Source organism: Bradyrhizobium frederickii (assembly GCF_004570865.1).
Taxonomy (GTDB): Bacteria; Pseudomonadota; Alphaproteobacteria; order Rhizobiales; family Xanthobacteraceae; genus Bradyrhizobium; species Bradyrhizobium frederickii.
In genome coordinates, this window is record NZ_SPQS01000001.1 from 376,988 (window position 1) to 391,453 (window position 14,466).

The window sequence follows — 14,466 nt, forward strand, 5'->3', positions numbered from 1 at the left end:
GGATCATGCATTAGCGCAGCGATGCGATGTAGGCCGCGATGTCGCCCGCTTCGGTCCGGCTCAAGGGGAAATTCGGCATCTTCGGGTGCGGATCGAGCAGGAAGAAGGCGAGCCTCTCCGGACTGAAATCTGGCCTGCGCGCGACAGAGGCAAAGGAGGGGACGTCGGCGCTCGCCTGGGTCTGGCCGTTGGCGACGATATGGCAGCTTGCGCACCAGCGCTTGGCGAGGTCCGCACCGTGGCCGGCATCGGCTGCGAGCGCGGGCGACGTGCCGATGCTCGAGGATACGGCAAGCAACAGGCAGATTCGTCTCAAATGCTGGTGCATCGGGCAACCTTCATGCGTTCCGTCCGCCATGCCTATCCGCAGCACGATCCCGGAAATTGCGAGAGATCAATGCGGGCGATGATCGACCGCAGCAGCTTGCGGACCGAACGATAGAGATGCCGTACGACTGCCGGCATTCTCGCCGCCGGCAGGCTCAGGCTTCTTGCATCGAGACCCTTCGTATCAAGACTTTCGATAGAATGCGACACCTGTCTCTCCGAGGCCATGTGGTTTTTCTATCCTGCCGTCTCGGAGCCGCCTTGATCTGCCGCAAAGCTTTCCCGGCTAATAGTCGCCCGGATTCATGATCATCGGGCTTTTCGTATCGGCCGGCGCGAGCGCGCTGCTGGCGCTCTCGCGCAGAAAGCGGTCGAGCGTCTCCTGGATCTTCTCCTTGACCGAGTTGGGGCCGCGATCGCTCATTTCGGTGTGCTGCGCGCCGGTTTGGACGATGGCGATGCCGCGCGCCTTGGCTTCTTCCGGCGTCGGCAGCACGCCGGGATCGGTCACGAAATGCGGGTCCTTCGACCGGAACGACAGGATCTTCATTCCGTCACTGACCACGAAGGGCACCCGCAGATTGTCGAGCGTGATCACCTTCGACACCAGCTCCGGGTGCTGATGGGCGACATACATGGAGACATCGCCGCCGTTCGAGTGGCCGACGAGGGTGATGTGGTCGTAATCGACGTTCTCCTGCTGCCTCTTCAGTGTATCCAGCACGAAAAGAATGTTGGCCTCGCAGCGGATATAGACCTCATGCCGGCCGACATATTGCTGACCGGCACGGGTCATCAGCGGCGGGTCGCTCGGCAGGTCCTGCTGGATGCTGGCAACCAGATAGCCGCGGGCGGCGAGCGCATTGGCGAGGAAGGAATATTCGGTGGCCTTGACGGTATTGCCGTTACTGATGATGGCAAGCGGGAGTTTCAAGAGGCCGAGATTGGCCTTGGTCTCGTAATCGCGCCGCACCGCCAGTTCGACCGAGATCGGTCGCTGCCGCGAGGCGTCGAACAGCGCCAAAGTCTCATGGCGGATCGCGAACCGGCTGACGACGAGATATTCCCCGACGCCGAGGACGCAGAGAAACGCCAGGACCGCAAACACCCTCTTCATGGCTTCGTCTCAAATCACGTTCGGCTGAACATGGTCATTGGGAACTCTCCGATCGAGCGATCGTGAGCAGGTTACGGGATTAAATTTAGGCAACTCTGTGAGCAAGGCCGCAATGGCCATATGCCGGGGAGCCACTTGCGCAAACGACCGGGCGGCTAGAGACAGCCCGACCTGCCGCGTTCGGGGCAGAGCCGGAATGCGCTCGACAATGTGAACAGAAGGCGGGGGCTGCGGCGTTCGTTGTCCGGCGCCCGGTAGCTCAACGGCACGGCCACGCCGAGATCGGCCTGGAGATCGTTTGGCAGGAAGAAGCGGACACCGGCTCCGGCCGATGTCAGCGACAGGCCTTCGCTCAAGCGGTAGCCGTCGTTCCAGACGGCGCCGGCGTCGCCAAAGGCATAGAGCTGATAGCCGGTCCAGTAGCGGAAATTGAGCTTCTGATCGAAGCGCAACTCGAGCGAGCCGGCGAGGCCGTTGTCGCCGCTGATCTCGGCTGCGCCGTAACCCCGGCCGAAGGCCGCACCGCCGAGATAGAACTGCTGCGAGGTGAACAGCGGCCGCGACGCTGTCTGGCTCGCCGCCGCGAGCTTGAGTGACCAGGCATCGTTGAGCGTCTGGTAGCGCGTGAACCAGAGGTTCAGCACCGAGAAGTTCGAGGAAGCGCCGTTGCGCGACAACAGATCGTCGTCGAAGTGCGAGGCGCCGAAGACGTCGAGGCCCTGGCGATAGGTCAGCGTCGCGAAAGTGGTGCCGCCGAATGGATCCTGCAGCCGATAGTCGGCGGTCAGGCTCGCCGTTCTGATGTGGTCGTTGTACCACGGGCCGTAAACGTCGTGCTCGGATACATTGCTGAAGGTCGTCGCCGCGGTCAGCGTGAGCGTCGAGGATTGCGATTGCAGCGGAACGACGCTGGCGCGCAGCTCGAAGGCCTCGGTCGTCGTGATGTCGCTGTCCAGGCGGCGGGCATCGCCTGGTCGGACCGCGCTGTAGAGGACGGAAGCGCCGAGACGTACGCCGTCGACGCCGACGGGCGCGTCATAGGATAGCCGCGCAAAGCCGAGCTGGCGAGGATCGTTGGCAATGGTCGACAGGTTGACGGCCAGCGTGTCTCCGGGCGTGAGGTAGGAGTTGAACGCGCCGGTGGCGTAGGTCTGCCACGGGCCCACCGAGGATGATCCGAGGTTGTCCAGCCCGAACGAGGAGAAGACGTGCCAGGTCTTCAAGTAGACGGTGAGACGGAAGCGGCCGGACCCGCTGCCGATTTCCTCCAGCGCGCTGTCGGTGATCCGAACGCCCGGCCTGGCGTTGATGAGGAAGAGCTGGCGTTCGAGTGTCGGGAGGCGCGACGGCTGCTCGGTGAGAACCGGCTCGAGCATTGGCCTGACGCCGAACTGCTCGGCGCCGTCGCCTTTCAGCTCGACCTGCACGATGGCGCCTTCGATCACCTGGATCCGGACCCGGCCGTCGGCAATGTCCTGCGGCGGCACGATCGCCCGGCTGAGATGGAAACCGTCGGCGCGGTAGAGATCGCTGATCGCGCCGGCGATCCCGGCGAGATCAGCCTGCGAGACCTTCTTGCCGAGGTAGGGCTGATAGATTGCGGCAATGCGATCACGGGAGACGGCGTGGGCGCCGCTGACGTTAGCGCCGCGCAGGACGAATTGCGGCTTGGTATCGCCGCCGGCGTTGGGTTGGCCAACCGTCGGCAGGCTGACCGGCGGGCGGCTCAACTTTTCCCGTTCGGTTTGGTTTTCAAAATATTTCTCGGGCTGGCGCGGATCGAAGCCTGGCTGGTTCGCCTGCTGTGCGAACGCTTGGGGACCGCCGGCCAAAATCGGGACCAACAAGGCCAACGCGGTAATGAGATGCCGCTTCCCGACGCGCGCGGCGAAACTTTCTCCGTAGTTCGACGGAGGAATCGTCGCCGGGCGGAAAAGGTTCGTTAGCTGCATGATTTTTCATAGTTTTTTATGGTCAATGATTGGTTAATGGCGCCGCTCCACTGGCCGCTTCCCGCTAATCCTCTCTTGAGTGATTTCGGATACCCCTCAGATCTGGCTGTAACGCGGACTGAGGATCGTCATGCTCGGCAGAATTGGAATGCGGTGTGCCTTCGTGGTGGCGCTGACGCTTGGAACGGCTTCCGGCGCGTTCGCGGCGGAGGATGGCGTCTGGTCGATCAGCAAGGCCACCGGTGAGGTGTGGGTCGCAACCGACGGCGCGCAACAGGTCGCGCTGAACCAGGAAGAGACGCTCAAGCCCGGCAATACCATCCGCACCGGCCGCACCGGCCGGGTGCTGCTGGTCCGCGGCGAGGAAACGATCCTGATCTCTCCGAACTCGGTGGTCGGCTTGCCGGCCGAGAAGAAGGACGGACTCTCGACCACCATCATCCAGCAGGCGGGTTCGATCCTGCTCGAAGTCGAGAAGCGCAACGTCAAGCACTTCGAGGTCGAGACGCCCTATCTCGCCGCCGTGGTCAAGGGAACCCAGTTCAGCGTCACGGTGGAGGCGGGCAGCACCAAGGTCGGCGTGCTCCGCGGCCAGGTCGAGGTCTCCGACTTCAGGACGGGACAGATTGCCCAGGTCATGAAGGGACAGGCTGCAACCGTCTCTGAGCACGGCAAGCCCGGCCTCAGGCTGAGCGGTGCAGGGACGTTCAACCCGATCGAGCACGGCAAGCCGCGCACTCCCACGATCGAGCGTGTGCCCGTGCCGAAATCAGGCCTGTCCGCGCCGCGCAATGCGGCGAACGGCCATGCCATCCACGCGCTCGGTCCGATCGACAAGGGGACCAAGGTTGCCGGGGCGCCGAAGCAATCGCATCAGGCGGCAGGAGGTCATGTTTCCAAGGCCGGAATCGTGCGCATCTCGAGCTCGCTCGGCGAGGTCAAGCTGAACTTCCACAAGGTCACGCGTGGGCTCGCCCACGGCACCGTTGCTCCCGGCCAGCTGCGCAACGCGAACGCCAACGCCGGTACCGAGACGGTCTGGAGCGACGGCAAGACCAGCACCACCGCGTCCAACACCGCAGCCCAGACGGTGTCGACGATCAGCGGTGCGGCAGCTTCCGTCAGCAACAGCGCGTCGAACCCGGGCGCCGCGATCGCCGCGGCCGCCAGCAACGGAAACGCCGGCGGCAACGGCAATTCCGGCAATGGCAACAACGGCAATGGCGGCGGCAACAGCGGCAACAACGGCAACAACGGCAACAATGGTGCCACCGGCAACGGCAAGGGCAACAATGGCAACGGCAATGGGAATAGCGGCGGCAATGGCAGCAATGGTCATGGTCACGCCTACGGCAGACGCTGAGGCGATTTCCTAGGGGATGAGGGGCGTACCCGCAGAAGCGGGGACGGGGGAGGATCGGAGTGAAACGCTATCGGCCGCATATTCTGGTTGTGATCGCGCTTGCGATCGTGCTGTCCACGGGATGGCATGGTGCACTTCGCAACGCGCTCACCGATCTGCGGTTCACCTGGCAGTCGCGTGACGCCAGCGGCAAGGTGGTCGTGGTGGCCATCGACGCACCATCCATCGATCGGATTGGCGTGTGGCCCTGGCCGCGCCGGCTTCACGCCGACCTGCTGAAGAGACTAGAGGCGGCCGGCGCGGGGGACATCGCGTTCGATGTCGATTTCAGCACGCCGTCGGATCCGGCTTCCGACGAGGCTTTCGTCAAGGCCCTTCGCGATGCCGGCGGCTCGACGATCCTGCCGTCCTTCAAGCAGCCGACGCCGAATGGTGGCGCGGCGCACGTCAATCGTCCCCTGAAGCCGTTCGCCAACCAGTCGTGGCCGGCGGTCGTGAACGTCGCAATCGAATCCGACGGGCTCGTTCGCCGCTATCCGTTCGGCGAGAAGCTCGGCGATGCCGTGGTTCCGTCGATGGCCGTGGTGCTGGCCGGGCAGGACGCCAATCGGCGGCCGCCTTTCCTGATCGATTTCAGCATTCGTGCAGCTTCTATTCCGACCGTCTCCTACGTCGACGTGTTGCGCGGCGATGCCGCGACTCTCAATGGTCTGAAGGACAAGAAGGTCATCGTCGGGGCCACCGCGCTCGAGCTTGGCGATCGCTTCAGCGTTCCCAACGGCAGGATCGTCTCGGGGCCGGTGCTCCAGGCCCTGGCCGCGGAATCCATCCTTCAGGGCCGGATGCTGCGCTGGACCTCCGATACCGGCATGATCCTGGGCTTGGGCCTGATCGCCCTGCTGATGATGTATTCGTGGCGGCGCCTCGCACCAGGGATTCGCGTCGCGGTCCTCGTCGCCGCCGGCGCGGCCATCGAGCTGGCCGCGGCCCTGGTGCAGGCAAGATGGTCCCTCGTCATCGACACATCGCTTTTTCACATTGCCATCGTCGCCTATCTGACCGCGATTGCGCTGGACGAAATCGATTTCCGTAGGCTGCTGGGGCGCATCGCCGAGAGCCGCTTTCACCGCATCGCGATGTCGCTTGGCGACGGGCTCGTCTGCACCGACGAGGATCACCGGATCACGGTTTGGAATCCGGGCGCGAGCGCGATCTTCGGCTACATGCCGGCCGAGATGATCGGACGCCCGTTCGAAACGCTGTGCGCTGTGCCGGTGGACGGCGATGCCAGACCGTCCATGCACGACGCCGCGCGCCAGGCGCTGCTGGTTCCTGGCGGGGCCGTGGTCGTCGAGTTCGAGGGCCGGCGCAAGACTGGTGAAACCTTCCCCGTCGAGGCGAGCTTCTCGGGCTGGCAGGGAACGGACGGCTTTCAATACGGCGCGATCCTGCGCGATATCTCGGTCCGCAAGCGCGAAGCTGAACGTATTCAATATCTGGCCGAACATGACGTGCTGACGGGCCTTGCCAACCGGAACATGCTGCACACGGGCCTTAGCGACCTGATCGACGCGGCGGAGCGCCGGTCGTCCGGCGTTGCTCTGCTCGTGCTCGGGCTCGACGGCTTCCAACAGATCAACGACATGCTCGGGCACTCGTCCGGCGATCTCGTGCTGTGCGCGGTCGCCGAGCGGCTCCGCGCCGAAGTCGATGGCAAGGCAATCGTCGCCCGGCTCGGCGGCGACGAATTCGCCATCGCGCTCGATTGCGCTGATATCGGCGAGCCGGTCGCGGCGTTCGCCGAGCGCATCGCGCAAGCCTTTGAAGCCCCCCTCGCGACCGGCACCCGGCAGCACCGCATCAGGATCAGCGTTGGCGTCGCCGTCTATCCGGAAGGCGGGCAAACCGCCGACGATCTCCTGAGCAACGGCCATCTCGCGCTGAGCCGCGCCAAGGCGACGCGGCGCGGCGGCCATGTTCTGTTCGAAACCGCAATCAGGCAGGAGCTGGAGAACCGGTTGACGCTGGAGAGCGAGCTGGCGCTTGCTGCGGATCGCGGCGAGTTCGAGCTGTTCTATCAGCCGCAGGTCCGCCTGATCGACGGCAGCCTGGTCGGAGCCGAAGCGCTCATCCGCTGGCGACATCCGGTGCGCGGCTACGTCTCGCCGGCCGAATTCATGCCGGTGGTCAACACCTCGGCCCTGTCCGAGCGGATCGCGAACTGGGTGATGGAGACGGCCTGCCGTCAGGCGCGAGCCTGGGAATTGTCCGGCAACAACGTGCGCGTCGCCATCAACCTCTCGCCCTCGCAGCTGCAATCCGGCGATCTCGCGCATTCGGTTGCAGCACTGCTCGAGGCGACCGGGCTGACGTCGTCGCTTCTCGAAATCGAAGTCACCGAAGACATCCTGCTCCATGACGAGCGCCGCGTGCTTGCCATGTTCAAGCGGATTCAGGACCTCGGCGTCCGGGTCGTGTTCGATGATTTCGGCACCGGTTACGCGAGTTTGAGCTATCTGAAGAAGTTTCCGCTCGACGGGCTCAAGATCGACCGGTCGTTCGTGTTTGGTCTGCTTGCCAATTCCGACGATGCCGCGATCGTCGGCTCGACTATCGGCCTCAGCAAGCAGCTCGGTCTCACGGTCGTGGCCGAAGGCATCGAGAACCGCGCCACTGCCGACTTCCTGGTCAGCCTGGGATGCGAGGAAGGGCAGGGCTATTTCTTCGGACGTCCGATGCCTGCCGAGGCGTTCGAGAGGCAATTTCTGACGGCCGCGCTGGACGCGGTCACCGCTGCCTGAGCAGGACGGTTTGGCCGAGCAGGCGGCTCGTTTCTAGCGCCGCCGTGCGACCGCGACGCCAAAGAGGAAAGCCACGAACAGGCTGGCAAGCGGCGCTTCGCGCGTGATCGCCGCGACCGTCGCGAGGGCTCCGCCGGGCTTGCGCGATTCCTCAATTGTCGAGGTGAAACGATCGACGGCCGCGTGCAGGCCGCCCGCGACCTCACCGATCGTGCGGGAGACATCCGCTGCCGTATCGATGGCACGCTCGGCCATGCCGGGTTGGGACGTGGATTCCGGTATCTCCGTGCTCAAGTGCGCGACCTCCAAGCCTGATGGCGGAGGCCGGCACCTTTGGCTATCCGCGCGAGCGCTTGTTTTGAACAGCGGGTCTGACGACCTTTGGCTATCCGCGACAGGCGCCGTCATTTAACGGCGGGTGCCGGCCTTGGATGGGCAATTCGGCGCGCGGGCTTTTGTTCCTCCCGAAGCGAAGCGCCCCCGTGAAACGACGGATGCGAATCTCTGTTAGGCTGGATCAACCTTGTTGACTGAGGAGGCGGCTGTGACCGATCGGACCATGACGGATCGAGCCCGGCGCATCGCTTTGCTCGGCGCGCCCATCGATATGGGCGCATCGCAGCGCGGCACCTTGATGGGGCCTGCGGCGCTGCGGACCGCGGGCCTTGCGACACTGCTCGAAAGCCTGGATTTCGAGGTCGTCGACTACGGCGATCTTTCCGCAAGCGAAGTCCGGGACCTCACCGACAGGCCGCCGGAGCGAGCCAATCACTACCGCGAGATCCAGCGCTGGACACGGGTTCTGAGCCGCAAAGGCCATGAGATCGCGAAGACCGGTGCGCTGCCGATCTTCCTGGGCGGCGATCACACGCTGTCCATGGGATCGGTCAATGCCATGGCGCGCCACTGGCAGGAGCGGGGCCGGGAGCTGTTCGTGCTCTGGCTCGATGCCCATCCCGATTACAACACGCCGGAGACGACGATCACCGCGAACATGCACGGCATGTCGGCCGCGTTTCTGTGCGGCGAACCCGGCCTCGACGGCCTGCTCGGCGGCGATCCGCGCGCGTCGATCCATCCGGACAGGCTCGACCTGTTTGGCGCGCGTTCGATCGACAAGCTGGAAAAGGAGCTGATGCGCGCGCGGCGGATCAGGGTCGTCGACATGCGCCAGATCGACGAGTTCGGCGTCGCCGTGCTGATCCGGCGCGTCATCGAGCGGGTCAAGGCGAGCAACGGCGTGCTGCATGTCAGCTTCGACGTCGATTTCCTCGATCCCTGCGTGGCGCCGGGCGTCGGCACCACGGTGCCGGGTGGTGCGACCTATCGGGAGGCACACCTGATCATGGAGCTGTTGCACGATTCCGGCGCGGTCGGATCGGTCGACATCGTCGAGCTCAATCCCTTCCTGGATGAACGCGGCCGGACGGCGCGCACGGCTGTCGAGCTGATCGGCAGCCTGTTCGGCCAGCAGATCACCGACCGGCCGACGCCGAGCAACGCGATCGCTCCGGGCGAGTGAAGCGGCGGCTGACCGAGACGGTGAGTTTCAACAAGACGGCTCCTGCGTCAGAATTCCCGGTCACGAGGGTCGGAAGACTTAGGGCGTGTGCTGATAAATCCGGTCAGCTCGCGCCCAGGCAGGGCTCGTGTCCGTTTGGTCTTCAAAATGCGAAGAGCTCAACCTGGGCAAGTCTTGTCCGCCAAGCCTCAACAAGCGGTCCTCGTGGAGCGATGCTGCCACTTCGCCGAAGGGCCAGAAGCGGCCATTCCTCCCCAACTCGTGACGTTTCACCGCGCCCCCCGCACGCCATTTTGAGGTAGGCTGGAGCACGTAGCGCTCTGCGGATGGCGGAGCCGGGAGGAGCCCATGGATGTCGCGGCGTGGCTGCGTGGTCAGGGGCTGGGACAATACGAGCAGGCGTTCCGCGAGAACCACGTCGACGCCGAGGTCCTCGCCGATCTCACGGCTGAGGACCTGATCGGACTTGGCGTCAGCTCGGTCGGCCATCGCCGAAAGTTGCTCGCGGCAATCGCTGCCCTGCGCGCCGGCTGCTCAGTTCCGGCGACGGCCCCTCCCACAACACCACCCGCCGCGGGAATGACCGGGCCGCCCTCCGAGGCGGAGCGTCGTCAGCTTACGGTGATGTTCTGCGATCTGGTCGGCTCGACGGCACTGTCGGCGCGACTTGATCCAGAGGACATGCGCGAGGTGATCGGGATATACCAAGCCTGCGTAGCCGATGTGGTGGGGCAACATGAGGGCTTCGTAGCCAAGTACATGGGCGACGGGGTCCTTGTCTATTTCGGCTACCCGCAGGCGTTTGAGAATGACGCCGAGCGCGGCGTGCGGGCTGGTCTGGCGCTGGTCGATGCCGTCGGACGGCTGCAAACATCGGAGCGGCTGCGGGTCCGCGTCGGCATTGCGACTGGTCTAGTTGTTGTCGGCGACCTCATCGGTTCGGGGGCCGCGCAGGAACGTGGAGTTGTTGGGGAAACGCCCAACCTTGCGGCCCGCCTGCAAGGTCTGGCTGAGCCGAACACGGTATTGATCTCTGCCAGCACGCGCCGGCTTACGGCCGGACTTTTCGACTATGACGATCTCGGTGCACTGGAAGCCAAGGGCTATACCGAGCCGATCCGGGCTTGGCGGGTCGTGGGCGAGAGCGCCGTTGAAAGCCGCTTCGAGGCACTCCGGTCGGGTGAGGCGCTGCTCGTTGGGCGCGAGGCGGAAATTGGCCTACTCCTGCAGCACTGGGCGCAGGCCAAGGCAGGCGAGGGCCAAGTCGTTCTGGTCTCAGGCGAGCCGGGCATCGGCAAATCTCGCCTTTCCAAGGCCCTGCAAGAGCGCATCGACAACGAGCCACACGTCCGCCTGCGCTATTTCTGCTCGCCCAATTATCAGGCCAGCGCGCTGCACCCGCACATCGCCCAGCTGGAACGCGCGGCCGGCTTTGAGCGCGAGGACTCACTGGAGACAAAGCTCGACAAAATTGAGGCCCTGCTGGTCCCGACGGCAACGCCGAAGGGGGACGTGGCACTGTTCGCCGAACTGCTGTCCGTGCCTACCGCTGATCGCTACCCTTCGCTGAACTTCAGCCCACAACGAAAGAGGGAAGAAACCTTGGAGGCACTTCTCCGGCAGCTCGAACTGCTGTCGCGGCAGCAGGCGATACTGATGGTATACGAGGACGTGCATTGGATTGATCCAACTTCCCGTGAACTGCTCGATGCTGCAGTTGAGCGGGTGAAACGCCTGCCGGTACTGCTTCTCGTTACGTGCCGTTCCGAATTTGTGCCGTCATGGGCTCAGGAAGTTACTGTGGTTTCCCTCAGTCGCCTCAATCGAGAGGAGGGCGCTGCACTGGTGACCGGAATCGCCGGTAACAATCCGCTGCCGAGCGACATTCTGGCCGAGATCGTCGACCGCACGGATGGTGTGCCGCTCTTTGTAGAGGAACTGACGAAGGCGGTGCTGGAGGCAGGTGTTGGCGAAGTTGATCCTCGCTCATTGCTTGGGAGAACCCAATCAAGCACTATCGCTGTTCCTTCGACGCTTCATGCCTCTTTGATGGCACGTCTTGACCATGTCGGCACCGCGGCCAAGGAGATCGCACAGTTCGGGGCCGTTATCGGCCGAGAGTTTTCCCACAGGGTCCTGAGCGCGGCGGCCCGGTGGAATTCAACCGAGCTGAACCGAGCGTTGAGTGGGCTTTTGGAAGCGGGCTTGATACTTCGGCGGGGCACATCGCCAGATAACATTTTCGCTTTCAAACACGCGCTAGTCCAGGATACGGCCTACGGCACGCTGTTGCGGGCAAAGCGCCGGGAGCTGCATGCGCGCATCGCCACCGTGCTGGAGGCGGAGTTCGCGGAGATTGTACAGACCCAGCCCGAGCTGCTGGCGCACCATTGCACGGAAGCGGGGCTCGTGGAGCGGGCGGTCAAATATCGCCTAGGGGCGGGGCAACTGGCCCTAATGCGCTCGGCAACCGCGGAGACCATCACGCAAGTGATGAGGGGACTGGAACTGGTACCCTCGCTGTCGGACCCGATTCAACGAAACGTTCAGGAATTGGGACTTCAAGCAGTGCTCGGTCAAGCGCTCATGGCGGCCAGGGGGTTCTCCGCCCCTGAGACCGGACGCGCTTATGCTCGAGCGCACGAGCTGTGCCGAGAGATTGGTGAGGCTCCGCAGCTGTTTCCGGTGATGTTTGGGCTTTTCCTTTTTTACTACGTCACCGCCGAATTGAACGCGGCGCTTGAGATCGCTACGGAGATGCTTGAGATTGCCGAACGGCAAGACGATGCCACGCATCGGCTCATCGGGCACCATCTGGTCGCGATTGTTCTGCAGCACCAGGGCCAACTGTCGTCGGCTTCTGAGCATTGGAGCCGAGCGCTCCGCCTCTATGATCCCGAGCGACACCAGGAGCTGGCCTTTACCTACGGGATTGATTTCCACGCCTCGATTCTGACCTACCTGTCATGGGTCTGGCTCGCTCTCGGATTCCCAAGTAGAGCGGCAACTTTCCATAGGGAAATGATGGCGCGGGTTAAGCAATTGCCTCATGTCTTCGCGGTAGCGAGTAACCTTGGAATGGGTTGCGCATACTTGCTCCTGCGTCGCGACGTCGAGGAACTGAGGCCACAGGCGGAAGCCGCCTTTAATGTGTGCACCGAACAACGCTTTCCGTTCTGGTTGGCGGCGGCGATCGTATGCCGAGGATGGATCATGATCCAAGAGGGTCGGCTGACCGATGGGATCGCCATGGTCCGCCAAGGTGTTCACCTCTATCAATCCACGGGGGCGGAAATCGAACTGCCTCTGATTCGCAGCGCGTTGCTGGAGCCCCTTATCGCGACCGGCCAGACGACGGAAGCATTGGATATCGTGAATGACACTCTGGCTGTTCTGGGGCGCAACGGAGATTGCTGGCTCGAAGCCGAAATGCTGCGGATCAAAGGCGCGGCGCTGTTGTCGATCCACGATCAGCAAGCGGAGGCCTGTCTGCTACGGGCAATCACCGTCGCCCGAAATCAGAATGCGAAATTATGGGAGCTTCGCGCTGCCGTAGCTCTGGGCCGACTCTGGCGCGACCAGGGCCGACATGGCGATGCGTATGATCTCTTGGCGCCGATCCACGACTGGTTCACGGAGGGCTTCGAAACGCCGGACCTGCAAGGTGCGAAGGATCTGCTCGACGATCTTTCCAACGCGGGGCCTTCGAGCCCAGGAATCCGCTAACCGCTCGGTTCACCACTTCCGCTCAGGGTCAACAGCGCCGGTTTTGCCGGGGGCAGTCAGGTCCGGTCTGCCCTCAACTTCGGGAATGGCCAAGCGCCTCCCAACCCGTCGCGAAGGGCCATTTCCGGACTCCTTGACGCCGTAACCGTTGTTGACAGGTTTTCAATGTCTACGTGAGAGAATCGCTATGGTGAGCGTCGCACCATTGCGAGGGCAAATACTAGCGCGATCACTACCACAAAGCCCACGTTCATTGGCCAGTTTGGCGACGATAGATTGTCACTGCGATCCGAGTCTTCGGGAGATGTTCTGGATCGCTCACCCTGATCATTCCCGATGAAAAGGATGGAATGAAAAAGCTCCCCGCGGAAGACCGTTGAAAGAAGCAGTCGCAAGCGATCGAAAGTCCGAGGTATTTGGGCCAAGCGGCGCAGGCGACCGCTCTAATAAAGTTTCTTGTCGCTGTCCGGTTACTCATGCTTAGCCCCGGCTGACCGAAAGCGGCGTTGGTTACCGATTGGATCGCGCCGCCTAACGCGACTTCTGCTCCGGGGCAAAATGCGAAGAACTCAACCTGAGCAAATCTTGTCCGCCATGCCTCAATAAGCGGACCTCGTGGAGCGATGCTGCCACTTCGCCGAAGGGCCATAAGCTGACCTCCCACCTTGAGAGTGATGGACGGATTTTGCTCGAATTTATAATCTGATAGGCGAAGATTTGTGCACCGATCTTTCCCTATCGCTTGGAAGTCGATTGGAGGATGTTGTCTCTTTAATGCTCTCGCTTGGCATCCTATGGGCGGTCCTTGCCTCCACGGCCGCATGAGGGGCATTTCACTTCGCGCGGCGTGATCCCCGCTCAACATCTTGGATGAAAATCGCCATTGCCGGGTCTCTGTTGATCGTGACAGCAGCAGCACCTCTTTGGCTAAGAGGTGACGTCATAGGAGCAGGTTTGGCAGCTCACCTCCTGCTACTCGCATTCTGGGTAATGATCGGCGTTGGTGCCCCTCTTTGCCTCGGGTCGGTAGTTGGTACACTCGGTGGGATGTACAGGAATCGGCGATAACAGTTGATCGGGGTCGTCCGCCGCGCCGCTACGGTCGGTTATGGGTCACAAGCAGCGGTCGAAGTGAGCACGGCGCCGCGTCCGGTCTGCCGCCGATAGCCAACAATACGATGTTCTCAGCATTGTTCGGTCAAGGGTCCACATTCGGACATGTGCGTCGTTAAGCTGACGAAGGTCCTTCAACAATCTTCCAATACGAGTCCTTGCGGATCACCTCGTCCGCGCGAAAAGTGTAAAAGTCACATCCTCGAACCTCGATCTTTTTTCCCTCGCCTGTAGTGCCCGTTAGCGTCCATTTTGAAATGCCCGTGTTTGCCATCGTATCCACAAAATGTTCGGCGTCGCCGTAGTGAACATCCGGTAAGCTTGCAAAGCGCGTCGCGAGCCCGTCTCGTACCTTGCGTTTGCCCTCGAAGCGAGAGCCCCAAGGCTTGCTTCCCCTCGGCATCTCCAAGACACAATCGTCAGCAAAGAACTCCATGATGGAATCCAAGTCGTGCGCGTTGAACGATTCACACAGCGCCGTCAATTTCGATCGAATGTCCATCCTTCCCTCCATCGTCGAAAGAGCTACAATAACACAAAGGCAC

General features: G+C 62.8%; 9 protein-coding genes. 4 read left to right on the forward strand and 5 right to left on the reverse strand.

What is annotated here, in order from left to right:
* Nucleotides 1-10: 10 nt before the first annotated feature.
* The 3 genes from E4K64_RS01765 to E4K64_RS01775 all read right to left on the reverse strand — a co-directional run bounded on the left by E4K64_RS01765 (nucleotide 11) and on the right by E4K64_RS01775 (nucleotide 3,396).
* Entirely contained in the window at nucleotides 11-328 is a 318-nt protein-coding gene (locus E4K64_RS01765; protein ID WP_135161875.1) for a c-type cytochrome, read from the reverse strand.
* 285 nt (nucleotides 329-613) lie between these two features.
* Complete coding sequence (locus E4K64_RS01770; RefSeq protein ID WP_135161876.1) at nucleotides 614-1,444, reverse strand: alpha/beta fold hydrolase; 831 nt, start codon at nucleotides 1,442-1,444, stop codon at nucleotides 614-616.
* Between the two features lie 155 nt (nucleotides 1,445-1,599).
* Nucleotides 1,600-3,396, reverse strand: a complete 1,797-nt coding sequence (locus tag E4K64_RS01775; protein WP_135161877.1) for a ShlB/FhaC/HecB family hemolysin secretion/activation protein — start codon at nucleotides 3,394-3,396, stop codon at nucleotides 1,600-1,602.
* A 130-nt stretch (nucleotides 3,397-3,526) separates the two neighbouring features.
* Here E4K64_RS01775 and E4K64_RS01780 point away from each other — a divergent pair, with 130 nt between their 5' ends.
* On the forward strand, nucleotides 3,527-4,759 hold the full coding sequence (locus E4K64_RS01780; RefSeq protein ID WP_135161878.1) for a FecR domain-containing protein: 1,233 nt from the start codon (nucleotides 3,527-3,529) through the stop codon (nucleotides 4,757-4,759).
* Between the two features lie 59 nt (nucleotides 4,760-4,818).
* A complete protein-coding gene (locus tag E4K64_RS01785; protein ID WP_135161879.1) occupies nucleotides 4,819-7,560 on the forward strand; it encodes an EAL domain-containing protein in 2,742 nt (913 codons plus the stop codon).
* 33 nt (nucleotides 7,561-7,593) lie between these two features.
* Here E4K64_RS01785 and E4K64_RS01790 read toward each other — a convergent pair whose 3' ends face one another.
* On the reverse strand, nucleotides 7,594-7,854 hold the full coding sequence (locus E4K64_RS01790; RefSeq protein WP_126255632.1) for a hypothetical protein: 261 nt from the start codon (nucleotides 7,852-7,854) through the stop codon (nucleotides 7,594-7,596).
* Between the two features lie 250 nt (nucleotides 7,855-8,104).
* Here E4K64_RS01790 and rocF point away from each other — a divergent pair, with 250 nt between their 5' ends.
* Nucleotides 8,105-9,082 carry an arginase gene (gene rocF, locus E4K64_RS01795; protein WP_135161880.1) on the forward strand — a complete coding sequence of 326 codons (978 nt, stop codon included), beginning with the start codon at nucleotides 8,105-8,107 and terminating at the stop codon, nucleotides 9,080-9,082.
* A gap of 348 nt (nucleotides 9,083-9,430) precedes the next feature.
* Complete coding sequence (locus tag E4K64_RS01800; protein WP_135161881.1) at nucleotides 9,431-12,808, forward strand: ATP-binding protein; 3,378 nt, start codon at nucleotides 9,431-9,433, stop codon at nucleotides 12,806-12,808.
* 1,228 nt (nucleotides 12,809-14,036) lie between these two features.
* Here the strand turns inward: E4K64_RS01800 and E4K64_RS01805 are convergent.
* Nucleotides 14,037-14,423, reverse strand: coding sequence for a nuclear transport factor 2 family protein (locus E4K64_RS01805; RefSeq protein WP_135161882.1), 387 nt, complete (start codon nucleotides 14,421-14,423; stop codon nucleotides 14,037-14,039).
* Nucleotides 14,424-14,466 lie beyond the last annotated feature (43 nt).

What these genes read in the sequence shown, in the direction of transcription:
- E4K64_RS01780 (WP_135161878.1), top strand. Translation starts at nt 3,527, where the DNA reads ATGCTCGGCAGAATTGGAATGCGGTGTGCCTTCGTGGTGGCGCTGACG.
- E4K64_RS01765 (WP_135161875.1), bottom strand. Translation starts at nt 328, where the DNA reads ATGCACCAGCATTTGAGACGAATCTGCCTGTTGCTTGCCGTATCCTCG.
- E4K64_RS01805 (WP_135161882.1), bottom strand. Translation starts at nt 14,423, where the DNA reads ATGGACATTCGATCGAAATTGACGGCGCTGTGTGAATCGTTCAACGCG.
- E4K64_RS01775 (WP_135161877.1), bottom strand. Translation starts at nt 3,396, where the DNA reads ATGCAGCTAACGAACCTTTTCCGCCCGGCGACGATTCCTCCGTCGAAC.
- E4K64_RS01770 (WP_135161876.1), bottom strand. Translation starts at nt 1,444, where the DNA reads ATGAAGAGGGTGTTTGCGGTCCTGGCGTTTCTCTGCGTCCTCGGCGTC.
- E4K64_RS01800 (WP_135161881.1), top strand. Translation starts at nt 9,431, where the DNA reads ATGGATGTCGCGGCGTGGCTGCGTGGTCAGGGGCTGGGACAATACGAG.